Raw genomic sequence first — 23,126 nt, forward strand, 5'->3', positions numbered from 1 at the left:
TCATTCGGGGACCCATCGAATTCAGTTCGTCTTGCTGCCGGTTGGTCGTCTGGAGGTGCCGGCGGCGAGGCAGGCGGCACAAATCCAAAGCGTTCCCTGCCACCAGCTTGACCAAGTGCTATAGGCCAGCAGCCAGATGACCAGACCGGTCATCAGCGCGCCGATGTCGAATCCGCGCTGGAAAACCGAAACTTCCCGCTGGATGCGCCCGATGAGCGCGATCACGAAACCTGATATCAGCACGGCTCCAAAAACCCCGAGCTCAAGCCAGATTTGCAGGGCGGCATTGTGGGGGTGAAGGGGAATCGCTTCCGTCTGCCGGCTTTGTGCCGTTCCCGGAATAGTGAAGGTGACCTTGGACTCGGAGGAGGAAAGGGTTCGCGAGGTGTTCAGCCCGAGACCCACAATCGGAGCCTGCTCGATATAATCAACAGCGGATTTCCAGATAAAAATGCGTGGATATACGGCATTGGGAAGTCCCGGATGGTCGACTTCCAATTGACCCGGATCGGGCAGCAGCGGCGGCAGGGTTGGCATCGCGAGAATGCCCAGAGTGAGCCCGGCGGCAAACAGACGACCGGCCCATTTGGGGCAGACCAGGAAAATCGCCAGGGAGGCGGCTCCGGCAGCCAGCCCCAGGAAGGCGGCCCCACTGTCACTCGCCCAAATCACGCCGCCCGCGAAAAGACCGAACAAGGCCATCACGCTCGTCCGTCCGGCCCGCCACAGGGCGGCCAGCGCGGGCCACAGCATGACCGCGGCAACACAGGCGCCCGCTTTGTAAAAATTGGCCGCCGTGTAATTGTAGATGACGTTTTCACCGAGCAGCAGGCGCCGGAAGAACGTGGTCAAAACAAGAGGCGACCAGATCTCGATCGCCAGAATCACCAATCCGGCCAGGACGCCAAAAACCACGTATCGGTCAATGAGCCGCCGATTGTCTGCATCGGCATTCGACACCACGCCCACCAGGAAAAATCCGCCGACAAACATCGCACTCAGGACCGGGAGATAGCGGATCCCTTCTGCGGGCGACACGGACCAGCTCAAACTGAGCGCCGCCCACAACACAAAGGCCAGCGCCGTCAAACCCGTCGCCCAGTCCGGTCGTGGCAGCGGGGATTTTTCCAGCAGCAGGAAGGCCAGACCGAAAATCACCGCTGCGACGAATACAGGGGCGAGCCCTTTGGTGGCAAACATGGCCAGGGGAACGGATGACGCGGCCAAAAAACCGAACAGGTGCCCCAGACGGAAAGCATGAAACGTCATAAATTTGACTACCTTCAGCGAGGAACAAGAAGAGGGCGGGATGGCCAACCGGGTAGGGGGACCTCTTAATCAAGCACTGGGTTATAGCGTCAGGCCTCTAAAACCGCAAGATCCCGGCCCCTTTAGAGAGATGGGGTCTTTTCGTTGAAAACAGGGCTCCCTATATGTAGGGTGCAGCAGCGCGCAAAGTGCCTTTGCCCGGGGGCGATTTCGTCTTGATGGCAAGGTGTCGGGTATTCACGAAAATATTTTCTGAGGGTTATGCACACCATGGCAGAGATCGTCCTAATTCAACCCTACACCGGGAGCTGGGACGAAATGTCTCTGCGCTATCCTGAATCCTTGTTGGCAGTGGCTTCGGTTCCGGTTTCCAAAGGGTACGATACCGTGCTCGTCGACCAGCGGGTTTCGGATGATTTCGAGGGCGATCTGGCGCGCGCCGTGGGGCCGGAAACCGTGGTTTTCGGAGTGACCGCCATCACCGGCGAGCAGATCAAGTACGCGCTCAAGGTTTCCCGCCTCCTGAAAGAGAAATACCCGCGGATTCCGGTGTGTTGGGGCGGTATCCATGCAACATTGGTGCCCGAGCAGACGGCCTCCCACGAACTGGTCGACTATGTGGTGGTCGGGGACGGCGAGTATGTGTTCTGTGAACTGTTCGAGCGCCTGCGTGATGGTCAGTCGCTGGAGGATCTGCGGGGCCTGGTCTATAAAACCGGCGATGCCGATCTTGTCTCCACGGCGGGTCAACTCGAACGGCAGGCTGTCGGGAAAAAAGACAGTTACATCTATGTGCGCAAGAACGGCTCGGCCGATGTGATCCGCGACATGGACGCCCTGCCCCCCATTCCCTACGAACTGCTCCAGTTGGATAAATACAACGTCTTTCATGTGGATGGGAATTTTCGCTCGGCGACGCTCAATACCTCGCGAGGCTGCCCGTTTCGCTGCAAGTTCTGTTCCGACCCGGTGATCAATGAGGGGCGTTGGCGGGGCTATTCCGCCGAGGTGGTAATCAAGAAGGTGCGGGAGCTCTATGACCGCTACGGCGTCCGCATGGTGTATTTCCAGGACGACTATTTTCCCGGCAGCAAAAAGCGGTTTATCAGTATTCTCAATGGATTGGCCGAATTCGGTCGGGACCTCAAATGGTCCACCCTGGGGATTCGGGCCGACACCTTGTCGAAACTGACCGACGAGGAGTGGGACCTGCTGTGGCGCTCGGGCTGTCATTCCCTGGAGGTCGGGATCGAAAGCGGCAACGAGCGGGTCCTGAAAGCCCTCAGCAAGGGCGAGACCCTGGAAGAGATGCGTGTGGTCAATGAGCGGCTGGCAAACTATGACATCAAGGTCAAATACACCCTGATCGTCGGCTTTCCTGGGGAATCCGAGGCGGAAATCAAGGACAGTCTCAAGTTTGCCGCCGATCTGGAGGCGGTCAACCCCCATGCCTATTGCCTGATTTTCAACTTCATGCCGATCATCGGCACGCCGTTTTACCATGATGCCCTGGCCGAGGGGTTCAAGGAGCCCCAGACTCTTGAGGAATGGGCCTACATGGACTTCGACAAATGGCTCCAGCATTACCAGGGCTGGGCGGCAAAGGATAAGATTGGCTGGTTGCAGGCGGTCAATTTCGTCTCCTACTTCCACAACAAGAACGTGGGCTACAAATTCGGCAACTCACCGCTCCTTCGGTTTTGCTTCATGCTCTACCATCCGGTGGCCCGCTGGAGGTTCAATCACAGCTTCTACGACTATTGCTTCGAGATCAAATTGCAGCGCTTCCTGGTGGCGACCAAATTCGCCCTGCGCCGCTGGCGCCAGAGCATGAAAATCGGCGTGCGGGCGGAGGAGACTTCCCCCCAGGCGGCCAAACAGGAAGTCTAACCCGCCGAATTGTTTTTGAGCCACAGAGTCAGTCCCGCGCAGGGGAGCGGCTGGCGCGTGTAGTGCGTCAGCCGCCCTCCGTCGTGGCTGTCCCCGTCGTGGGACAGGGCGATGGAGGCAAAATATCCCTCCTCGACCAGGCCGCCGATGCCGCCCCGCTCGAACGGAACTCCGGCGGCCCGCTGGAGCGGATAATTGTAGTTGAGAATAAAGGCCTGCTCGGAAAGGTTCATCCAGGGCAGCGACAGATACTGCGTATCGGTCAATGTCGGCTTCGGCAGGTCGGCAATGCAGGCTTTGTATCGGCTATTGAGCTGGTGTTGGTCATCGACCGAAATCACGCCCTGCACGCCGCCCAGGACCAGTCCGATGGCGGCGATATTGGCCGACCACCCTGCCGCTCCGAAATGCAACGGCAGGCGCCGCCAGGGGCCGTCTGACTGCAAAGCCAGGACCAGCGCATGATGCGTCGCGGCCAGCAGGAAGAACATGGGCATGAAATAGTAGTTTTCCGCCGCACCCTCCTTGGCGGTGCCCGGCAGCATGAACAGGAACGAGACGAAAACGCCGATCCCCAAAAACAGGCTGGAGGGTGCCCGGTGCAGGTCGCGCCGGAAACCGGCATCGCGGACATAAAGCAGCAACAGGGCGGCCAAGGGCAGGAGGACCGGCGTGGCCTTGACCATCCAATTGACAAAGATATGAACAGTCCCGGCCAAATTCCAACTGACCTGGGCGGTTTGAAACAGGGAACTGAAATAGAGCGGCCCGCCTATGACGAAGGTCAGGCCATAGGCACCGAACAACAGGGCGGAAAACAGCATTGCCAGACCCCAGCGTCGCGTGGCCAGCAGGTAGAGGGCAACGGTCACCGTCGCAGTGACATTGACATGCTTGAAAGACCAGGCCCCATAAAACAGCAACGCCGCCATGCCCACGGCGACCAGCGGTCGCCGGGGCAGGTTGCGCCAGAAAAGCAACAAGCCCAGGATTTCCAGAGCCATGGCCCAGATATCCGGGCGCACGGTGAACCCCCAGAAACCGACCAGCGGGCCGAAAAACAGCAACAAGGCAAAGGGCAGGGCAAGCCCGAGCGGAGTGGGTTCCGATCCGTCCCCCGTACGCCGTAACAAAGAGGTCGTCCACCCCACGCCGAACAGGCACCCCGCCAGGGTAATGAACCGGGCCACGGTCGGCAGCCAGGCATCGCCCAGATCGAGAAGGCGCAGCCCGAGAGCCGTGAGCTCCCCGTAGAAGGCGTAGAAACCCCAATTATAAAAAGCGATGGCATAGGGGATGCGCGTCACGTCCGTGTAGAGGGGCATTCCCTTGACCGCCCGCCAGATGTCGTAGAGGGGCTGTTGTTCCCAACCGCTGGTGATCAATTGCAGCGGCTCGCGGGTGGAGAAGGATGAATCGATCCGTAGACCCATCAACAACAGACAAGCCAGCACGCCCAGGAAGGCGGTAGACAAAAAGAGCCGGAAGCCGGGATTAGTGCTCATCGGAAGCGGTGTCGTTGTGGGCGGGATAAAGGGTCTCGGTTTCCATGACGAACTTCGCGTAATCAATGATCGGGATGATCATCCGATGCATGCGACCGGAAAGGATCAAAAACACCATCAGAATGGCGGCCACCAACAACTGGAACAAAATACTGCCCAACAAGGTCAGAATTTGTGACGTCCAGCCCAGGATAAACAGATCCGTGAACAATCGGAGCAGGATAATGCCGCCCATGCTCAGGGTTAGGATCAGGCCGAAAATCAATATGCCCAGGAGCATGCGCACGACCACGATGTCCGCATGAACGGCCAAGCCGCTCAGGCCATGGATCAACAGGCGGACGAAGGCCATCTTCGATTGCCCGAAACGCCGCTTCCCCCGGCTCGACGGCAGGGTCGCGAGGGGCACCCGGGCCCGCATGATTCCGGCTGGGAAATGGCTGCTGATTTCCGAGATTCCCGCCACCCGCTTGACCAGCCGCGCCGGAATGGCACTGAAGTTGCCGATGGAAATGGGCAGCCCGGTCAACAGCTTGTAGAGCCACTTATAGACCGCGTAAAACATCTTGAAAGAACGGCTTTCCGAACGCTGGGTCCGTTCGGCGAATACGATGGAGGTCCCCAGTTGACGCGCCTCGGCGACCAATTGCGGCACATAATGGGGCGGGTCCTCGAAGTCGGAATCCATCAAAACCGTCAGGTATCCGGGCATTTCATTGGCGATGTAGCCAAGCCCAATGGCCTGAGCCCGCTGGTTACCCATGTTCCGCAGCAGGGTCACCAGACGAATTTCCGAAATATGATGCAGGTTCAAGGCGGCAAAGGCCGCGGTGTCGGCGAAATGCGGTGATCCGTCATCGACGATCACGATTTTGGCCTTCATCGCTGCGGCCCCGAGTACTTCGTCCAGGCTGTCGATCAGAGCCAACACGGATTCCCAATCATCATAAATCGCGGTGAGAATGATGATTTCGTCGTTTTCCGACACCGATGCAAGACTCTGGGGCAATGGGACAACAACTGAAGTGGCGGAAACGCGGGCTAAAGTGGCGGCAGTCTAGTCGGGATGCCAGGCTTGTTCAATTGCTATTGAGGTCCCTCTCGCCATCCCCGAGCACCTTTACCACATCAACGGCGAGCTTCAGGGAGGCCAGGTCGGTCCCCCCTTTTCGGATTGCCGCCGCGAAATCCAGAACCACCTGATCCAGAGGCAGGATCTCCGGCAGGTCGGGTTCGGGAAAGGCCCCGGTCGGGGTCCGCGAAACCAGGGGCCGGGGACCCACAGCATCGTAAATCAGGGTGTCCTCGTCCCGTTCGACGGTCAGGGAACGCCTTTTTTCGGGCCTCAGGTTGCTGAGTTCCAGATGAGCCGTGACACCCCCGGGAAACGTCAAGTCGAGCCTGACCGACTGGCCCGGGCCCGCTTCCGTGTCCCGTGTTTCGACGATCCGGGCGCGGACCGAGGTGGGTTTTTGTCCCAGCAGGTCGAGGCACAGGGCGACGTCATGCGGCCCCCAGTCCCAGAGCACAGAGGTGTCCGGGCGAAAGGGTCCCCAGGCTCCGGCCTGTCCGTGAATCGCGCGGATCGCTCCCCCGCTCTCGCAGCGCTGCTTCAGGCGGCGATAGGCGGGATGGGCCAGATGAATATGGTCCACCTGCACGATGGCATGGGGCTGTTGTTGGGCGTATTGCAGCAGGGACAGAGCTTCGGCGACGTTGAGGGTCAGCGGCTTCTCGATCAGGACCGGGGTGCCGACGGCCAGGGCGGCGCGGGCCATCGGGGCATGCAGGTCCGGCGGCGTGGCGATGATGAGGCCGTCCAGATCCGTCGCCCTCGCGACTTCGTGCCAATTGTCGCTGATTTGGCAGGTTTCCGGCACCAGTGTCCGGCTTTCCGGGTTGCCGCTGGCCAGCCGCGTCAACGTCAGTCCCGCCAGCCGCGCCAGGGTGCGGATGAAGACCCGTCCCCAGCGCCCGGCCCCGATCAGTCCGAGCCGTAGCGGTGGGTTATTGTTCGCCGGTATAGATGCCATCCGACCAGTCGAAGAACCGTTTCAGGCCTTCATCCAGCTTGACCGAGGGTTCGTAGTCGAGTTGCAGCCGGGCCTTGCGGATGTCCGGGGCGCGCCGGTTCGGTTCATCGGCCGGGTAGCTGTCGGGGTATTCGACGATGTTGTAGCTGACCGGCTTTTTCGACAAGGTTTCAATCCGTTTGACCAGATCGACCATGGAGATTTCCGGTTTCGGATTGCCGATGTTGTAGGCCTCGCCGGGCACCCCTTTGAGAATCACCAGCATGAAGCCGACCATGGCGTCGGTAATGTAGCAGAAGGTCCGGGTCTGGTTGCCGCTGCCATACACGTTCAGCGGCAGTCCCGCCTTGATGCGGCTGGCGAAATTGGGCAGTACCCGGTAATCGGTTTCCTGCATCCCCGGCCCGAAGACGTTGAACGGGCGGATGGTGTTGGTTTTGGTGCCGTTGGTGGTGTGATAGATGTAGCACAGGGTTTCGCCGACCCGCTTGCTTTCGTCGTAGCAGGCACGCGGCCCCTGACAGGAAACATTGCCGCGATAGCTTTCGGCCATCGGCACATGTTTCGGGTCCGGGTCGCCATATATTTCACTGGAGGAGAAGAACGTGAATCGTGCCCCGTGCCGGTCGGCCAGTTCGAGCATCAGCCGGGTGCCGGTGATGGCGACCTCCAGGGTTTGCAGAGGGTAGGCGCGGTAATAGAACGGCGAGGCGATCCCGGCGGCATGGATGACATAATCCAAAGGCCCCTCCCACTCGAAAGGCTGGATCACATCGTGGTTGACGAAGGTAACGTTGGCCATCTCGGGGATTTCGGCCCCTTCCTTGCCCGCCGTGATCAGATTGTCCAGAGCGACCAGCTTCACCGGCTTTTCGAGCACGGTTTCGTTCAATCGGGAGAAAATCTCCATGAAATATCGCCCGAGGAACCCGCGGGCTCCCGTCAGCAGCACGGTCTTGCCGGAGAAATCCTGGGCCGCCTCGGTCAGGCGCTGGCAGATCTCATCGATATCGGATTTGAGCAGGAAGTCGGACATGGGGTTCCATTTTCTCTTGTGTGATCAATATACGGCGACAGTCGGCAGAGGGACGATGAATTGACCCCCGGACTCTCGGAAGGCTTTGTGCTTGTCCATGATCGGCTGGGCGAAGTTCCAGGCGAGGATCACGATGTCGTCGGGCTTTCTATCGTATATCGCCGTCGAAGGCACGACCGGAATGTGCATCCCCGGTGAATAGAGTCCCTGCTTGAGGGGACTGTCGTCGACGATGAAGTCGATGACGTCCGGCCCGATCGCGAAGTGGTACATCAAGGTTGTCGCCTTGGCCGGAGCCCCGAAGGCGGCAATGGTCCGTCCTTGGTGTTTTTTCTGGCGCAGCAGCCCGGACAGTTCGAGCTTCAGGCTCTGGATACGCTGCCCAAAGTCCCGATAGGTCGCGGCCCGATCCAGACCCATTTGTCGTTCCCGGTCCATCAAGGAGTCTACCGAAGAGGACAGCGGCCTTTTGCCCCCCGATTTTTGCGCCACGGCACGTAATGATCCACCATGCGAGGCCACCCGCTCCGCACCGATTAGCTCCATGCCGTGGGCCTGCATGAAGGGGACCAGAGGGGCCACCGCATGGTAGGCCAGATGCTCGTGGTAAATGGTATCGAACAGGGTGTTTTCGAACACATCAAGCAGATAGGACACCTCGAAGACGAAGACTCCGTCATCGGCCAACAGGGTCCGTACGCCCTCCACGACCCCACCCAGGTCGTCGATATGAGCAAAGACATTGTTGGCGGTGATCACGCTGGCCGGGCCGTGGTGGTGGCGGATTTCCGTGGCCTGAGAAGGCGAAAAGAAGCCGCAGATGGTCTCGATTCCCGCCGCCGTCGCCTGCGCCGCGATGTCGCGGGCCGGGTCAATGCCGAGCGTCGTATATCCCTTGGCCTTGAAGGCTTTCAGCAAGGTGCCGTCATTGGAGCCGATATCGAACACCAGCGATCCGGGAGCCGGGGCGTAGCGTTCGATGACGAAGGCGGCATAATCCTCGAAGTGCTTGACGAACACCGGCGAGGTGCCGGAAACGTAAACATAGTCCTCGAACAGGACCGCCGGATCAACCACGTCGAGCAACTGGACGTGATGGCAATCCTCGCAGAAAAACACATCGAGTGGAAAAGTCGGCTGTGGTTTGCCCAGATGGGCCCGGGACACAAAGGCATTGGCCGGCGGCGTCGGGGCCAGGGAGAGGACCTCGCTCAGGTTCGAACGACCGCAAAGACGGCACGTGGTTCGGCGATGACAGGCAATGGTCATGGGTCTAGGAATCGTCGTCCGGTCGCCAGGAAATGCTCCCCGCGTCGTCGAGCATGTCCACCCGCACCACGTCGGCCTCGTAGGTCGCCTGGTCGCGGGGGTTGCGGGACAGGGTGAGGAAGGTCGTGTCGACCGGGAATTTCATGCCATGATCGACCATCGGCGGGGTGAAGACCATCTGTCCTGCTTGGACCAACAGCAGTTCGGGGTCTTCGGTACTGCCGGTCGGGCGATGGTAATATTCGATGGTCCCGGACAGGACGTAGCAATAATGCCAATCGGTCTTGTGGTAGTGGTTGGCGCGCAGGGCACCTGCCTTGGAGTCGATGAGCACCGCGCTTTTCATCATCCGATCGACCAGCGGCTGGATGGCTCCCCGGTCATCCACGAACGGCCTTTCCAGCGGTACGATGGCCTGATCGGGCCAACTCATTTTTTCCTGGTCGCTGACCGGGTCGATAGGGGTAACTGACATGGAAGGCGCTCCTCTTGTTGCCATTCCTTGGATCACCTTCGATTGCGCGGCGATACTAACCAACTCGCCATGGCATGGGAATAGCTTTTAAAGCAAATTTCACTCGGTTTCAGGATAGGTCTGTACTGTGCAGCCGAGTGTGATATTTTCCTGCCACTTCGCCCGGCAACTCTTAGACAAGAAATTGATGTCCCATACAGCCCTTTCAAAACTGTCCATCGTCATTCCTTGCTTCAACGAAGAAGCAACACTTGAAGCCTTGGTTGATCGGGTTCTCGGGTCGGATACCCTGGGAATGGAAATGGAATTGGTCATCGTCGATGATTCCTCGCGGGACAACTCGCGCGCGATCGCAGAGAAGCTGGCTGCGGCGGATCAGCGCATCCGGGTCCTCACCCATGACCGCAACCAGGGCAAGGGGGCGGCCCTGCGCACCGGCTACAGCGCGGCGACCGGCGATATCATCCTGGTACAGGACGCCGATTTGGAATACGACCCGGCGGAATATCCGAAGTTGTTGGCCCCGATTATCGATGACCGGGCCGATGTGGTTTATGGCTCCCGTTTCCGGGGCGGCAGTGTGGTCCGTGTACTGTATTTTTGGCATACGGTGGGCAATCGGTTTCTGACCCTGCTGTCCAACATGATGACCGACATGACCCTGTCCGACATGGAAACCTGCTATAAGGTTTATCGAGCAACAACCTTGCGACAGATCATCATCCAAGAGAACCGCTTCGGCATCGAGCCGGAGGTGACCGCCAAGATTGCCCACCTGAAACCGCGTCCGCGTATCTACGAGGTCGGCATCAGCTATTATGGCCGGACCTACGAAGAGGGCAAAAAGATTGGCTGGAAAGACGGGGTGCGGGCCATTTATTGTATCTTGAAGTACAATCTATTTCGATAACCCAACAGGTGAGCGGCCCCAGCCATGTGCGGTATTGCCGGAACGACCCGTGCCGACCCCGCGACCCTGGCCGCTTTTACCGAACGGATGCAGCATCGCGGCCCCGACGCCCGGGGGATCTGGTCCGAGGATGGCTTCGGACTGGCCCATACGCGGCTGGCGGTGATCGACCTTAGTCCCGGCGGGGCGCAACCCATGGCCTCGGATTGTGGGCGCTATGTGCTGGCCTTCAACGGCGAGATCTACAATTACCGCGATCTGCGTCGGGATCTGCAAGCGGCAGGTGACGTTTTCCGCTCCGACAGCGATACCGAAGTCCTCCTCAACCTGTTGCGCCGCTATGGGGCGGGTGCGCTATCCAAATTGGTCGGTATGTTCGCTTTTGCTTTTTGGGACAAACAGGAAAAAATTCTGTTACTGGCCCGCGACCGGCTCGGCATCAAACCTTTGGTTTATGCGCCACTGACCGGGGGGCATCTGGCGTTCGCCTCCGAGATCCAGGCCCTGCGCGCCCATCCGGGGATCGAACTGGCGGTGGACCGGGACGCCTTGTCAGAGTATCTGGCCTGCCTTTATGTCCCTGCGCCGCGTACCATCCACCGGGGGATTCGCAAGTTGCCGCCGGGCCATTTATTGACCTGGAAAAACGGCCATACAGCAATCACACCCTATTGGGTGCCAAATTTTGACGGTCATCGGCACCCCTCCTTCGACGAAGCGGTAGAGGAAATCCTGCCGCTGGTCCGTCAGGCGGTGGTGGATCGACTGGTCTCCGATGTCCCGGTCGGCTGTTTTCTTTCCGGCGGGATCGATTCCTCGGTCATTGCCGCATTGATGGCCGAGGAGGCGCGACGCATCGGGGCACCGCCGGTGCGCAGCTTCACCATGACCTTCGATGAGGCGGCCTACGACGAGCGGCGCAACGCCCGCCGGGTGGCGGAACATATCGGCAGTGAGCATGTGGAGCTGCGGGCCAGCCCGACCCTGGTCGATCTGTTGGATGACTATCTGGACGGTTTCGGCGAACCTTTTGGCAACCCCACCGCCTTGCTGATCAACGATTTGTCGCGCAAGGCCCGCGAGCATGTGACCGTGGCCCTGGTCGGCGATGGTGGCGACGAAGTGTTCGCCGGGTATCCGCGTTACAAGGGGGGGCTGCTGGCCCGGCGCTACCGCAAGCTGCCGGGATGGCTGCGTCGGGGAATCATCGGCCCTGCCGCCGAAATGATCCCGGAAAGCAGTACGGGACGCCACGGACTGCGCCGGGTACGGGAATTTCTGAGTGCCGCCAACCTGCCCGATGCCCAGATGTACGCGGCCTGGGTGGAATATTTCGACCCCCGGGAGCGCCGGGACCTGCTCGGATTGCCCGACCTGCCCTCCCGCCCCATTGCCGAACTTTACGACACCGCGCCGTCGGATGATCCGCTGGACGCCATGCAGCAGACCGACCTGTTGTCCTTTCTGTCGGGCAATCTGTTAGCCTATGGAGACGCCATGAGCATGCGTCACGCCCTCGAACTGCGGCTGCCCTTGATGGATCACCGGCTGCTGGAGGCGGTCGGCAAGATCGCCCCCGGACTTCGTGTCGAACACGGAATGAAGTCGCTATTGCGTGGCGTGGCAAGGCGTTTGCTGCCCCCGGATATCGTTGACGCCCCGAAACGAGGCTTTAATCCGCCGATGGGGGTCTGGTTGCGCCAGGATCTTGCGCCGATGGTCGCCGAGCGACTCACCGCGGGCCGGATGGCCGATCTGGGTCTGGACCCCAAGGCCGTGCAGCGTCTGCTGGCGGTGCAGGCGACGGGCCGCCGGGATGTGGCGTTGAAGGTTTGGGCCTTGCTGGTGTTCGAGGCCTGGGAGCGGCGGCTATGAAAAATCTGGGACGGTTGCTGCGCACTTTGCGTTATCTGCGCCCGGAACAGATTTGGCATCGTTTGTGGCTGCGTCTGCGCCGTCCCTGGCATCGCACCGACTTATATCGTCGCCTGCGCCTGGAGCGGGGGGCGGAGCCACAGATAGTGCGCTTTATGCCCGATTTATGGCCCGGCAACGGGGCGCATGGAGTCACACTTCTCGGCGGTCGGATCACCCTGTTGGGGCAGACACACCCGTTCATCCTGCCGGTGGATTGGGCGGCGGCGGACAAGTCGCTACTGTGGCGCTTCACCCTGCATTATTTCGAGTGGCTGGCCGACTTGCAGGCCGAGGGCTCGGACGCGGCGGCGGAGTTGGGACGGGCGACGGTCGAGGACTGGATCGCACACCATTCCACGGCGGACAGCGTGGCATGGCATCCCTACCCCCTGTCCCTGCGGCTGGTTGCCTGGTTGCGCCACGGGCCGTTTCTCCTGGCTGGGGCGTCGGCGGATTTTCAAGCCCGTTTCGAGACCGCCCTGGCCCAACAGGCCCGCCATCTGGCGCGGGTGCTCGAATGGGACGTGGGCGGCAATCACCTGATCAAGAATCTCAAGGCGCTGACCGCCGCTGCGGTCTGCCTGGGTCAGCGGGAGATTCCCCTGGCCGCCCTGCAAAAGCAGCTGGCGCGACAGATTCTGGCCGATGGTTGTCATTATGAATTATCCCCGAGTTATCATCTCCAGGTGCTGATGGATCTGATGGATTTGCAGGCGCTATTGGAAGAGGACTCGCCTTCCTGGCTGTCCGACAGCATTGACAGGATGTCGGCGGCATTGGCCTTTTTCCGCCATGGCGACGGCGGTCTGGCCCTGTTCAATGACGGGGACGAGGGATCAAGGCCGTTGATTGAGGCCCTCGACGCTCGTTGTGGTGGACGGCCCAAGACGCCAGATTCCCTGCCCCAGGCCGGGTACTACCGGCTGCAACAAGGGGGGCTTCATGTGCTTTTCGATTGTGCCAAATGCGGTCCCGATGATCTGCCCGCCCATGCCCATGCGGATGCCCTGTCGGTCGAGGTCTCGGTGGGGGCACAGCGGCTGATCGTCAATTGCGGTACCTATGCCTATCAGGACCCGGTCTGGCGGCAGAAACTGCGCGGCACGGCGGCCCATAGCACCCTCAGCCTGGACGATGAGGACAGTGCCGAGGTCTATGGGGTGTTCCGTCTGGGGCGGCGTCCGCAAAAGGTCAGCGGACAACGGGACGGCACCCGGGTCATTGGTCGTCACGACGGCTATCGGCACCTGGGGGTGAGTCATCAGCGCATATTGAATCTGACCGGCACGCCGGCCCGTCTGGAGGGTCTCGATCGTCTGGACGGCAAGCTGGACGGTCGTCTGGCACGGGCGCATTTTCATATGCATCCGGACATCACGGTCACCCGCGAGGCCGATCACCTTTTACTGACCCTGCCCGATGGAGAGGTTTGGACTTTTCAGGCCAAGGGCGGGCGGCTGGCGTTGGCCGAGAGTGTCTATTCTCCGCAGATGGGTCGGCTGTTGCCGTCCCGGCAGATCATCGTGGAGATGAAAGCGTCGGGCGACAGGTTGCTGTTCTCCTGGACCCTGCGTCCGGCAGCCTTGCCAGGGCCGAAGGCCGCCGTGTAGAAGAGTCGTCATGTCCTGGACCTTCCTCGCCCCGTTCTTGGTGATTATCTTTACCGCCAGCACCCTGGCGGTCGGGCTGCTGGTACGCCTGTTGCGTCAGCGGGAGATTCTGGACCATCCCAATCATCGCAGCAGCCATGATCATCCGACCCCGCGGGGCGGCGGTCTGGCGGTGATCGGCGTGCTCCTGATCGCCTGGGTCGGGGTCGGTTGGTCGTTCCCGCCTCTGCCCGGGGGCTGGATCTTGCCCGGTGCCGCCCTGGCTCTGGCCTTGCTGTCCTGGGCGGATGATTTGTGGGGGCTGTCGGCCCCTTTGCGGCTGGGAATCCATCTGCTCGCGGTGGTCGGTGCGCTTTTGCTTTGGGCACCGGCATTGGGCATGGCGGCCCTACTCGGTGCGGCCCTGTTCTGGGTCTGGTTCATCAATCTGTATAATTTCATGGACGGGATCGACGGCATTACCGGTGTCGAGACGGCCAGTCTCGGCGGCGGCATTGCCCTCGTCGCGGCGCTCTCTGCGGATCTGGAGCCGACGTTGATTCCGCTCGGCTTGAGCGCCCTTGCGGCGGCCTTGGGCTTTCTGGTCTGGAACCGTCCACCGGCAAAGATTTTTCTCGGCGATGTGGGCAGTGTGCCGCTGGGCTTCCTGCTCGGCGGTCTGTTGCTGACCCTGGCCGCCGAGGGGGCCTGGGCGGCGGCCCTGATATTACCGGCCTATTATCTGACCGACGCCACACTGACCATTGGCAAACGAATGTTGCGCGGCGACAATATATTACAGGCCCACCGGGAGCATTATTACCAGCTGGGGGTGCGCAGCGGACTTTCCCATGGGGCGGTGAGCGGGCTTGTTCTGCTGGTCAATCTGCTGCTGACGGCCCTGGCGGTCATTTCCCTTTCTCACCCGGGGGTGGCGTTGGCGGGAGCCGGTCTCGTCTCGGGCGTTGCGCTGATCTATTTACACCGGCGTTTTTTACATTCCCAACGGGCGGTCCCATGAAAATCCTGTTTCTCACCGAAAATTTCCCGCCCGAAACCAATGCTGCGGCGACCCGGGTCTATGAGCGGGCGCTGTATTGGGTGCGCGACGGCCATTCGGTGACAATTCTCACCTGCGCGCCCAATTTTCCCCAGGGCAAACTCTATGACGGCTGGCAGAACAAGTGGGTGCAGATCCAGCATATGGACGGACTGAAGGTGGTGCGGGTCAAGACCTACATGGCGGCCAATGCCGGGTTCGGGCGTCGGATGCTGGATTTCCTCAGCTTCATGGTCAACGGCTTCGTGGCCGGGCTGTTCCAGACCCGTCCGGATGTCATCGCCGCCACCTCGCCGCAATTCTTTTCCGCCGTCGCCGGCTGGGCGTTGGGCAAGGTGCGCCGGGTGCCCTTCGTGTTCGAACTGGGGGATATCTGGCCCGCCTCCATTACCGCCGTGGGGGCAATGAAAGACAGTCTGGCCCTGCGCTGGATGGAAAAACTGGAACTCTATCTGTATCGCTCTTCGGCCTCGGTGGCGGCACTGACAAAGGCCTTCAAGGTCAACCTGACCGCTCGCGGCATCGACCCGGACAAGATCGCCGTGGTGCGCAACGGGGTCGACCTGCAACGCTATGCGCCGCGCGAACTGGATCAGGCGTTGGCCGAGGAATGGGATCTGCTGGATAAATTCGTGGTCGGCTATGTGGGCACCCATGGCATGGCCCACGGGCTGACCAATGTGCTGGAGGCGGCGGCGCTGCTCAAGGATCTGCCCGATTTCCGGTTTCTGCTGGTGGGGGCCGGAGCGGAGCGCGAGATGTTGAAGGAAATGGCCCAGCACAAGCATTTAACCAATGTGGTGTTCGGGCCGCCGCAGCCCAAGGAGGCCATGCCCCGGGTGTGGTCGCTGTGCGACGTGGCCTTGGTGCATTTGCGCAATACGCCGGTATTCGCCGAGGTTATTCCGTCGAAAATGTTCGAGGCCATGGGCATGGGGCTGCCCATCCTGATGGCGCTGCCGCGGGGCGAGGCCAGCGAAATCCTGGAAGCCGACGGGGCCGGGCTATGGGTGGCCCCGGAAAACCCACAGGCGCTGGCCGACGCCTGTCGTAAACTGGCCGACCCGGCGTTTCGCCGGGTCCTGGCGGCGCGCAGTCTGGCCGCCGCGCCGCTGCATACCCGGGAGAAGCAGGCCGAGGAGATGCTGACGGTGCTCGAAGCGGCGGCGGCTGGAAACGGTGCGCAGGTGGCTAACGATTGAGCCGCTGTTCGATTTCGGCGCAAATGTAATGATAGATTCCCAGATGCGCCTGTTGGATGTCAGGCGTATGGCGCGACGGCACATCAAGCAGGATGTCGCTGACCCCGGCCAACCTGCCGCCGCCTTCGCCGGTGAGTCCGACCGTGGTCATGCCCTGCTTGCGGGCTTCGACAAAGGCCAAAACGACGCTTTCCGAGTTGCCCGAGGTGCTGATCCCGAACAATACGCCCTTGGGGTGGGCATGGGCTTCCACCTGGCGGGCAAACACCGAATCGTAGCCGCAGTCGTTGCTCCAGGCGGTCAGAACCGCCGGATTGGAGGCCAGGCAAATGCAATTCAACGCCCGGCGCTCCATCAGGAACCGTCCCACAAGCTCGCCGGTGATATGCATGGCATCGGCCGCCGAGCCGCCGTTGCCGCAAACCAGCATGGGATGACCGGCCCCCAGGGCGCGGGTCATGGCGACGATCGCCGCTTCCACTTTTTCCTCGGCCAGGGAACCGGCAGTTCGATCCAGAACCTGGATGGCATTCAACAGGTAGGCGGCGAGAGTCATGCGTGGGAACCTTCGGTCATCGGTTATCAAGGTCGTTTGGTATAAACCCTCGTCTTGCAGGCGCAAAGGGCTTTGCTCCATTGACGCCATCGAGTGCACGGGGTAGTTCCCTGGTCAATCATACCCACCACCATTCACGGAAGATGATGAGCAAGCGGGTTCTGGACTGTGTTTTGTTCGATTTCGACGGCACCCTCGTCGATAGCGCGCCGGACGTGCGTCATGGGCTGAACAAGGCGCTGGCCCGTCGTAACCGGGGGCCGCGGAGTCTGACCGAGGTCAAGTCCTGGGTCGGCAGGGGGGCGCGCGATCTGGTGATCGCGGCACTGGAAGCCGGGGGCGGGAGTCTGCCCGAGGCGGAAATCGACGCCTTGAATCAGGATTTTCTGTCCGCCTATGCCGCCGAGCCGATTATTGATACGGTGGTTTTTCCCGGGGCCATAGAGATGCTCGACGAGTTGCGACGACGGGGGAAGAAACTCGGCATCTGCACCAACAAGCCGTCACTGACCTGCGCCCCGGTGATGGCGGCATTGGATCTCGACAGGTACTTCGAGGTGGTGCTTTGTGGGGATCAGGTGACCCATCGCAAGCCCGATGGCCGCCACGTCCACGACTGCATCAACGCCCTGGGCGGCGTGCCGGAACGGGCGGTGCTGGTCGGCGACAGTGAGAATGACGCCTATGCGGCCCGCAATGCCGGGATCGCCTGTGTCATGGTCTCTTTCGGATATACTCAGGAACCCCTGGAAAGCTTACCTATGAATTTGTTGATCGACCACCTATCGGAACTGCCTGGCGCTTTGGACCGTCTACGATGAGCCAGCGCCGTTCTGTTCTGGTCACCGGGGCCAATGGGTTCGTCGGTCAGGCTCTATGCACCTCATTGGAGGTCTGTGGCGACCGGGTGGTGCGCGCCACCCGCGACCGGGTCGGCCCCATCGGCTCGCAAACCGATTGGATGCCGCTGCTGTTCGGCGTCGATGCGGTGGTGCATCTGGCGGCGCGGGTGCATGTAATGCAGGACCGTTCCCGTGACCCTCTGGCCGAATTCCGTTTGGTCAATGTGGAGGGTACCCGGCGGCTGGCCGAACAGGCGGCGGCGGCGGGCGTGCGACGGTTCGTCTATCTCAGTTCTGTCAAGGTGCATGGGGAGGCAACCGCTGACCGGCCATTCCGCGTCGAAGATGTGTTGGCCCCCCAGGACCCCTATGGTGTTTCCAAGATGGAGGCCGAGCAGGTGCTGCGGGCGATCAGCGAACGGACGGGACTTGAAGTGGTCATACTGCGTCCGCCCCTGGTCTATGGTCCACGGGTGAAAGCCAACTTCCTGGACTTGATGCATCTTTTACGTCGCGGCCTGCCGCTGCCCCTGGGAGCAGTGGACAATCGACGCAGTCTGCTCTATCTGGGAAACCTCGTTCGGGCCTTGCGATTGGTGCTGGAGCATCCGGCGGCGGCGGGGGGGACCTATTTGATCCGCGATGGCGAGGATTTATCGACCGCCGAATTGGTGCGCCGCATCGCCCGGGTGATGGATCGTCCGGCGCGTCTGCTGTCTTTGCCGCCGCCGCTGTTGACCCTGGCCGGTCGGGCCAGCGGCAAGTCGGCGCAGGTTGGACGGCTGATGGGCTCGCTGACGGTGGATGACGGTAAGCTGGTCAAGGACCTGAACTGGGTGCCCCCCTTCACGGTCGATCAGGGATTGGCGGAAGTGGCCGCCTGGTACAGGAGAACCCATGGCTAGATTGGCCCAATTGCGACGCGGTTCGGTGGTCTTTCTGCATGACGTGGTGATGTCGGCGGCCTCCTTCGCATTGGCCATCTATCTGCGCACCGGAGACGATTTTCAGGAGATCTGGCGCCATGGTCATGGCGGCGAGGCGATGGCGCTGTTTGCCGTCATCTGCGGCATCGTGTTCTGGATGATGAATCTCTACCGCGGCATCTGGCGCTATGCCTCGCTCAACGACATGGCGGCAATCACCCGCTCGGTGACCCTGGCCATTTTGATTTTCACCGCTGTGATGTTCATCTGGACGCGGCTGGAGTTGGTGCCCCGTTCGCTGCCCCTGCTCAACTGGTTCATCCTCATGGCGCTGCTGGGGGGGCCGCGCTTTCTCTACCGGCTGGCCAAGGACCGGCGCATCGACCTGACCGAAGAGGGCAACCGACCGGCGGTGCCGGTACTGCTGGTGGGGGCCGGGGACGGCGCGGAACTGTTTCTGCGCGCCCTGCGCAATGGTGGCATGGGCTATCGGGTCGTCGGCATACTCTCGGAAACAACCGGCCGGGTCGGTCGGCGTATTAGGGATATCCGCGTGCTCGGCACTCTGGAGGAACTGGAAACGGTTCTTGATGCCCTGGACGAAGAGGATCAGCCGCAAAAATTGATCGTCACCAAGGATTCCATGGATGGCCCACGTCTGCGCTCCCTGCTCGAACAGGCCGACAGCCTGGGTCTGACTCTGGCCCGTCTGCCGCGGCTGACAGATTTGAAAAGCGGTCTGGCCGACGGCATGGACGTCCGTCCCATCGACGTGGAGGATCTGCTCGGACGTCCTCAGGCCATTCTCGACCGGGACGCCATGCATGGGCTGATTGCCGGCAAGCGCATTCTGATCACCGGGGCGGGGGGGTCGATCGGGTCCGAGCTGGTGCGCCAAGTGTCGGATCTGGGGCCATGTTTGTTGGTCCTGTTGGAAAATTCCGAATTTGCCCTGTACCGCATCGACCAGGAAATGGGGCGACGGCACCCGGGGATCGAGCGCCGGGCGGTGATCGCCGACGTGCGGGACCGGAACCGGTTGGAGCGGCTGTTTGATGAGATCAAGCCGCAGGTGGTGTTTCATGCCGCCGCCTTGAAACATGTGCCGCTGGTCGAGGCCAACCTGCTGGAAGGCGTACGCACCAACGTGCTGGGCACCCGCAACCTGGCCGACGCCTGTGTCACCCATGGGGTCGAATGCATGGTGATGATTTCCACCGACAAGGCGGTCAATCCCTCCAGCATCATGGGATTGACCAAGAGGATGGCGGAAATCTATTGCCAGGCTCTGGATATTGCCCAAGCGGGTCAGGCCACGAATTTCGTCACCGTACGGTTCGGCAATGTGCTCGGTTCCACCGGTTCGGTGGTGCCGCTGTTCCAGAAGCAACTGGAGGCGGGCGGGCCGCTGACCGTCACCCATCCAGACATGAAGCGTTATTTCATGACCATCCGCGAGGCGGTGGAACTGGTGCTTGAGGCCTCGTCCCTGTCCGGCCGCAGCCACGACGAAGGCAAGATCTTCGTGCTCGACATGGGTGAGCCGGTGAAGATCGTCGATCTGGCGCGGCAGATGATCCGGCTGGCCGGGCTGCGACCGGACGAAGATGTCAAAATCGAATTCACCGGCATCCGTCCGGGGGAGAAGCTGTTCGAGGAAATCTTCCACGGGGCCGAGGATCTGGTGCCGACCGAATACAAGGGCATTCTTCTGGCTGCGCCGCGATTGGTCGATCTGGAGAGGCTGATTTCTCTTCTCGACCGCCTCGACACCCTGTGCAATGAAGGTGCGGAAATTGAAGTGCTCGGTCTGGTTCGGGAGTTGGTCCCGGAATACCAACCCGGCGGATAAGGTCGACAGACGAGGAATCGAGCGACATGCCGGAAACACGCGACGCGCAAGTCTACGAAGGCCGAGAATTCGAGGCGACAGCCAATCTGCAAAATTACTATCGTTGGATCACCGAAATCTTCGCTCCCTATCTGCACGGCGAAGGTGTCGAGATCGGGGCCGGGCAGGGCAATTATGCGCGCTATCTCAAGCCCTATTTCAGCCACCTGGATTTGGTCGAGCCGTCTTCGGCGCAGACACGAAAATTGCAGGAGCTGGCCGACGAAGGAGCGGTCAGCGTCTACGCGTCGACCATTGAAGACTATCGAGCCACGGTAGGTCTGCATTCGCGGGATACCCTTTGCTTGATCAATGTGCTTGAACATATCGAAGATGACAACGCCGCCCTGAGAGAATTTCATGCCCTGTTGCGTCCCGGGGGCCACCTTTGTCTGTTCGTTCCGGCGTTGCCCCTGCTCTATAGCAAGCTGGATGGGATCGTCGGTCATCACCGCCGCTATCTGCGCGAGGATCTGAACCGCAAGGTCGGCGTTGCCGGTTTTGATGTTGTGCTCAGCCACTACATGGATTTTAGCGGCATTTTTGCCTGGGGTTTGATCAATACGCTGCTGGGTAGCACCAATCTCGATCCGCGCATGGCGCAGATTTATGACCGGTTCGCGGTGCCGGTGACCCGGGCCTTCGAACGGCTCGTGCCCCTGCCCTTTGGCAAGAGCCTGATTATGGTGGCGCGCAAGACGGGATAGGCGGACGGTTTCGGGACTTTCTCCCCGCCGCCGCACCTGCTATACCCGGCGAAGCTTTCATACATGCAGGGGGATACCGTCATGGCCGACAAGATCCGGCGCGCGTTGATTTCCGTTTCCGACAAGTCGGGACTGGTGGAGTTCGGGCGATTCCTGGCCGATAACGGGGTCGAAATCCTGTCCACCGGCGGCTCCGCCAAGGCGTTGGCCGAGGCCGGGGTACCGGTCAAGGAAGTGGCTGACCATACCGGGTTTCCGGAAATCATGGACGGCCGGGTGAAGACCCTGCATCCGAAAATCCACGGCGGCCTGCTGGCTGTGCGCGGCAATGCCGAGCATGAAAAAGCCATGGCTGACAATGACATCCAGCCCATCGACCTGCTGGCGGTCAATCTCTACCCCTTTGAATCGACGGTCGCCCGGGGGGCCGACTTCGAGACCTGCATCGAGAATATCGACATCGGCGGGCCGGGCATGATCCGCGCCGCCGCCAAAAACCACGATGGGGTGACGGTGCTGGTCGATCCGGCCGACTACGAGACCGTGAAGGCCGAGATGCTGGCCCATGGCGGCACCACGACGCTGGACTTCCGGCGTAAGATGGCGGCCAAGGCCTATGCCCGCACCGGGGCCTATGACGCGGCCATTTCCGGCTGGTTCGCCGAGCAACTGAACGAGCCCTTCCCGCCGACCATCGCCCTCGGCGGCACCTGGGTGCAGACCATGCGCTACGGCGAGAATCCGCATCAGGCGGCGGCCTTCTACAAGAGTACCGAGAACCGTCCCGGCGTTGCCACGGCGGAACAGCTTCAGGGCAAGGAGCTGAGCTACAACAATCTCAACGACACCGACGCCGCCTTCGAACTGGTCGCGGAATTCGACGAGGAAGCGGTGGTCATCGTCAAGCATGCCAACCCCTGCGGCGTCGCCCTGGGCCGGGATCAGAAGGACGCCTACCTGCGCGCCTTCTCCTGCGACACCGAAAGCGCCTTCGGCGGCATCGTCGCCTTCAATCGGCCGCTGGACGCCCCGACCGCCGAGGAGCTGGCGAAGATCTTTCTCGAAGTCATCATCGCGCCGGAAATCACCGACGCGGCGCGCGAGATCCTGGGGGCCAAGAAAAACCTGCGGGTGTTGCGCACCGGCGGCCTGCCCGACCCACGCGCTGGCGGCATGACCTTCAAGAGCCTGTCCGGTGGTATCCTGCTCCAGGGCCGCGACAACCGGCTGATTCAGGACGAGTTGAAGGTGGTCACCAAGCGCGCCCCGACGGCCCAGGAACTGAAGGACCTGCAATTCGCCTTCACCGTCTGCAAGCACGTCAAATCCAACGCCATCATCTATTGCAAGGACGGTATGACGGTGGGCGTCGGCGCGGGGCAAATGAGCCGCGTCAACTCGGCCCGTATCGCCGCCTGGAAAGCCCAGGCCGCCGCCGACGTGGCAGGGGACAAGGAAAGCTGGGCCAAGGGCTCGGTGGTCGCTTCCGACGCCTTCTTTCCCTTCGCCGACGGCCTGCTGGCCGCTGCCGAAGCCGGGGCCACGGCGGTCATCCAGCCGGGCGGCTCGATCCGCGACGACGAAGTCATCGCCGCCGCCGACGAACAGGGCCTCGCCATGGTGATGACCGGCATGCGGCATTTCCGCCACTGAGGCACGGGGGCGAGGGGGCTGGGAGTGTGGGGTCAATCACCCCCATGACTCCCACCTCTCCCTCCTCATGCTGAGATGGCCTGTCGAAGCATGAGCATGCTGGTGGGGAACGATGGGTGAAATGATGGCGTTCTGTCGTGATCTAAAAGAATAATTTTGTTAAGATTTATAATTCATGTGGTGGTCAATTAGGTATTTTTGGGCCGACGACAAGAAAAACATAAATTGTTCATTTCCAGTATCCTCGCCCTTAATCTCTCTTGCTTTAATGATATAGGACTTTGCCTTTTCAAGACTTGTTACGGATAAACCTCTCCTGTAAAATTTCTTACAAATTTCAATGTGGGATTCAACTTCATGTAATAAAAAATCAAGCTCAACCATTAAATGGTGAGA

At 61.0% G+C, this 23,126-nt stretch carries 19 protein-coding genes; 11 read left to right on the forward strand and 8 right to left on the reverse strand.

Annotated elements, in window-relative coordinates; genetic code table 11:
* Positions 1–21: 21 nt before the first annotated feature.
* Positions 22–1,317 carry an O-antigen ligase family protein gene (locus tag ACYQ1P_RS07200; protein ID WP_460019662.1) on the reverse strand — a complete coding sequence of 432 codons (1,296 nt, stop codon included), beginning with the start codon at positions 1,315–1,317 and terminating at the stop codon, positions 22–24.
* A 270-nt stretch (positions 1,318–1,587) separates the two neighbouring features.
* Between ACYQ1P_RS07200 and ACYQ1P_RS07205 the strand changes: the two genes are divergently transcribed.
* Positions 1,588–3,159: a B12-binding domain-containing radical SAM protein gene (locus ACYQ1P_RS07205; RefSeq protein WP_460019663.1), complete on the forward strand. Its 1,572-nt coding sequence runs from the start codon at positions 1,588–1,590 to the stop codon at positions 3,157–3,159.
* On the opposite strand, the gene ACYQ1P_RS07210 is transcribed toward ACYQ1P_RS07205, so the two are convergent.
* The 6 genes from ACYQ1P_RS07210 to ACYQ1P_RS07235 all read right to left on the reverse strand — a co-directional run bounded on the left by ACYQ1P_RS07210 (position 3,156) and on the right by ACYQ1P_RS07235 (position 9,477).
* Positions 3,156–4,664 carry a hypothetical protein gene (locus ACYQ1P_RS07210; RefSeq protein ID WP_460019664.1) on the reverse strand — a complete coding sequence of 503 codons (1,509 nt, stop codon included), beginning with the start codon at positions 4,662–4,664 and terminating at the stop codon, positions 3,156–3,158. The genes ACYQ1P_RS07205 and ACYQ1P_RS07210 overlap by 4 nt on opposite strands.
* Positions 4,654–5,652 carry a glycosyltransferase gene (locus tag ACYQ1P_RS07215; RefSeq protein WP_460019665.1) on the reverse strand — a complete coding sequence of 333 codons (999 nt, stop codon included), beginning with the start codon at positions 5,650–5,652 and terminating at the stop codon, positions 4,654–4,656. Before ACYQ1P_RS07215 ends, ACYQ1P_RS07210 begins: the two co-directional genes overlap by 11 nt.
* Before the next feature lie 91 nt (positions 5,653–5,743).
* Positions 5,744–6,697 carry a Gfo/Idh/MocA family protein gene (locus tag ACYQ1P_RS07220; protein ID WP_460019666.1) on the reverse strand — a complete coding sequence of 318 codons (954 nt, stop codon included), beginning with the start codon at positions 6,695–6,697 and terminating at the stop codon, positions 5,744–5,746.
* On the reverse strand, positions 6,672–7,733 hold the full coding sequence (locus ACYQ1P_RS07225) for an NAD-dependent epimerase/dehydratase family protein (protein ID WP_460019667.1): 1,062 nt from the start codon (positions 7,731–7,733) through the stop codon (positions 6,672–6,674). The genes ACYQ1P_RS07220 and ACYQ1P_RS07225 overlap by 26 nt, the downstream gene beginning before the upstream one ends.
* A 24-nt stretch (positions 7,734–7,757) precedes the next feature.
* The gene (locus ACYQ1P_RS07230; RefSeq protein WP_460019668.1) at positions 7,758–9,002 is read right to left on the reverse strand and encodes a methyltransferase domain-containing protein; all 1,245 of its coding nucleotides are present in this window, start codon (positions 9,000–9,002) and stop codon (positions 7,758–7,760) included.
* Between the two features lie 4 nt (positions 9,003–9,006).
* On the reverse strand, positions 9,007–9,477 hold the full coding sequence (locus tag ACYQ1P_RS07235; protein WP_460019669.1) for a cupin domain-containing protein: 471 nt from the start codon (positions 9,475–9,477) through the stop codon (positions 9,007–9,009).
* A 187-nt stretch (positions 9,478–9,664) separates the two neighbouring features.
* Here ACYQ1P_RS07235 and ACYQ1P_RS07240 point away from each other — a divergent pair, with 187 nt between their 5' ends.
* Genes ACYQ1P_RS07240 through ACYQ1P_RS07260 form a run of 5 tightly spaced genes read left to right on the forward strand, consistent with a single transcriptional unit; the run spans position 9,665 to position 16,155 of the window.
* Entirely contained in the window at positions 9,665–10,387 is a 723-nt protein-coding gene (locus ACYQ1P_RS07240) for a glycosyltransferase family 2 protein (protein ID WP_460019670.1), read from the forward strand.
* A 24-nt stretch (positions 10,388–10,411) separates the two neighbouring features.
* Positions 10,412–12,262, forward strand: coding sequence for an asparagine synthase (glutamine-hydrolyzing) (asnB, locus tag ACYQ1P_RS07245; RefSeq protein ID WP_460019671.1), 1,851 nt, complete (start codon positions 10,412–10,414; stop codon positions 12,260–12,262).
* Entirely contained in the window at positions 12,259–13,914 is a 1,656-nt protein-coding gene (locus ACYQ1P_RS07250) for a heparinase II/III family protein (RefSeq protein ID WP_460019672.1), read from the forward strand. Before asnB ends, ACYQ1P_RS07250 begins: the two co-directional genes overlap by 4 nt.
* A gap of 10 nt (positions 13,915–13,924) precedes the next feature.
* A complete protein-coding gene (locus ACYQ1P_RS07255; protein ID WP_460019673.1) occupies positions 13,925–14,914 on the forward strand; it encodes an MraY family glycosyltransferase in 990 nt (329 codons plus the stop codon).
* A complete protein-coding gene (locus tag ACYQ1P_RS07260) occupies positions 14,911–16,155 on the forward strand; it encodes a glycosyltransferase family 4 protein (protein ID WP_460019674.1) in 1,245 nt (414 codons plus the stop codon). Before ACYQ1P_RS07255 ends, ACYQ1P_RS07260 begins: the two co-directional genes overlap by 4 nt.
* On the opposite strand, the gene ACYQ1P_RS07265 is transcribed toward ACYQ1P_RS07260, so the two are convergent.
* Positions 16,145–16,711: a D-sedoheptulose-7-phosphate isomerase gene (locus ACYQ1P_RS07265; protein ID WP_460019675.1), complete on the reverse strand. Its 567-nt coding sequence runs from the start codon at positions 16,709–16,711 to the stop codon at positions 16,145–16,147. The genes ACYQ1P_RS07260 and ACYQ1P_RS07265 overlap by 11 nt on opposite strands.
* 146 nt (positions 16,712–16,857) lie before the next feature.
* On the opposite strand from ACYQ1P_RS07265, the gene gph reads away from it, so the two are divergent.
* The 5 genes from gph to purH all read left to right on the forward strand — a co-directional run bounded on the left by gph (position 16,858) and on the right by purH (position 22,730).
* Positions 16,858–17,532: a phosphoglycolate phosphatase gene (gene gph, locus ACYQ1P_RS07270; protein WP_460019676.1), complete on the forward strand. Its 675-nt coding sequence runs from the start codon at positions 16,858–16,860 to the stop codon at positions 17,530–17,532.
* Positions 17,529–18,458, forward strand: a complete 930-nt coding sequence (locus tag ACYQ1P_RS07275; protein WP_460019677.1) for an NAD-dependent epimerase/dehydratase family protein — start codon at positions 17,529–17,531, stop codon at positions 18,456–18,458. Before gph ends, ACYQ1P_RS07275 begins: the two co-directional genes overlap by 4 nt.
* Positions 18,451–20,331: a polysaccharide biosynthesis protein gene (locus tag ACYQ1P_RS07280; protein ID WP_460019678.1), complete on the forward strand. Its 1,881-nt coding sequence runs from the start codon at positions 18,451–18,453 to the stop codon at positions 20,329–20,331. Before ACYQ1P_RS07275 ends, ACYQ1P_RS07280 begins: the two co-directional genes overlap by 8 nt.
* Positions 20,332–20,357: 26 nt before the next feature.
* On the forward strand, positions 20,358–21,077 hold the full coding sequence (locus tag ACYQ1P_RS07285; RefSeq protein WP_460019679.1) for a class I SAM-dependent methyltransferase: 720 nt from the start codon (positions 20,358–20,360) through the stop codon (positions 21,075–21,077).
* A gap of 81 nt (positions 21,078–21,158) precedes the next feature.
* Positions 21,159–22,730: a bifunctional phosphoribosylaminoimidazolecarboxamide formyltransferase/IMP cyclohydrolase gene (gene purH, locus ACYQ1P_RS07290; RefSeq protein ID WP_460019680.1), complete on the forward strand. Its 1,572-nt coding sequence runs from the start codon at positions 21,159–21,161 to the stop codon at positions 22,728–22,730.
* Positions 22,731–23,126 lie beyond the last annotated feature (396 nt).

Source organism: Magnetospira thiophila, assembly GCF_054657015.1.

Bases quoted from the DNA above. Each gene is read 5' to 3' on its own strand.
- ACYQ1P_RS07205 (WP_460019663.1), top strand. From the start codon at position 1,588: ATGTCTCTGCGCTATCCTGAATCCTTGTTGGCAGTGGCTTCGGTTCCG.
- ACYQ1P_RS07210 (WP_460019664.1), bottom strand. From the start codon at position 4,664: ATGAGCACTAATCCCGGCTTCCGGCTCTTTTTGTCTACCGCCTTCCTG.
- ACYQ1P_RS07220 (WP_460019666.1), bottom strand. From the start codon at position 6,697: ATGGCATCTATACCGGCGAACAATAACCCACCGCTACGGCTCGGACTG.
- ACYQ1P_RS07225 (WP_460019667.1), bottom strand. From the start codon at position 7,733: ATGTCCGACTTCCTGCTCAAATCCGATATCGATGAGATCTGCCAGCGC.
- ACYQ1P_RS07230 (WP_460019668.1), bottom strand. From the start codon at position 9,002: ATGACCATTGCCTGTCATCGCCGAACCACGTGCCGTCTTTGCGGTCGT.
- ACYQ1P_RS07235 (WP_460019669.1), bottom strand. From the start codon at position 9,477: ATGTCAGTTACCCCTATCGACCCGGTCAGCGACCAGGAAAAAATGAGT.
- ACYQ1P_RS07240 (WP_460019670.1), top strand. From the start codon at position 9,665: ATGTCCCATACAGCCCTTTCAAAACTGTCCATCGTCATTCCTTGCTTC.
- asnB (WP_460019671.1), top strand. From the start codon at position 10,412: ATGTGCGGTATTGCCGGAACGACCCGTGCCGACCCCGCGACCCTGGCC.
- ACYQ1P_RS07250 (WP_460019672.1), top strand. From the start codon at position 12,259: ATGAAAAATCTGGGACGGTTGCTGCGCACTTTGCGTTATCTGCGCCCG.
- ACYQ1P_RS07255 (WP_460019673.1), top strand. From the start codon at position 13,925: ATGTCCTGGACCTTCCTCGCCCCGTTCTTGGTGATTATCTTTACCGCC.
- ACYQ1P_RS07260 (WP_460019674.1), top strand. From the start codon at position 14,911: ATGAAAATCCTGTTTCTCACCGAAAATTTCCCGCCCGAAACCAATGCT.
- ACYQ1P_RS07265 (WP_460019675.1), bottom strand. From the start codon at position 16,711: ATGACTCTCGCCGCCTACCTGTTGAATGCCATCCAGGTTCTGGATCGA.
- gph (WP_460019676.1), top strand. From the start codon at position 16,858: ATGAGCAAGCGGGTTCTGGACTGTGTTTTGTTCGATTTCGACGGCACC.
- ACYQ1P_RS07275 (WP_460019677.1), top strand. From the start codon at position 17,529: ATGAGCCAGCGCCGTTCTGTTCTGGTCACCGGGGCCAATGGGTTCGTC.
- ACYQ1P_RS07280 (WP_460019678.1), top strand. From the start codon at position 18,451: ATGGCTAGATTGGCCCAATTGCGACGCGGTTCGGTGGTCTTTCTGCAT.
- ACYQ1P_RS07285 (WP_460019679.1), top strand. From the start codon at position 20,358: ATGCCGGAAACACGCGACGCGCAAGTCTACGAAGGCCGAGAATTCGAG.
- purH (WP_460019680.1), top strand. From the start codon at position 21,159: ATGGCCGACAAGATCCGGCGCGCGTTGATTTCCGTTTCCGACAAGTCG.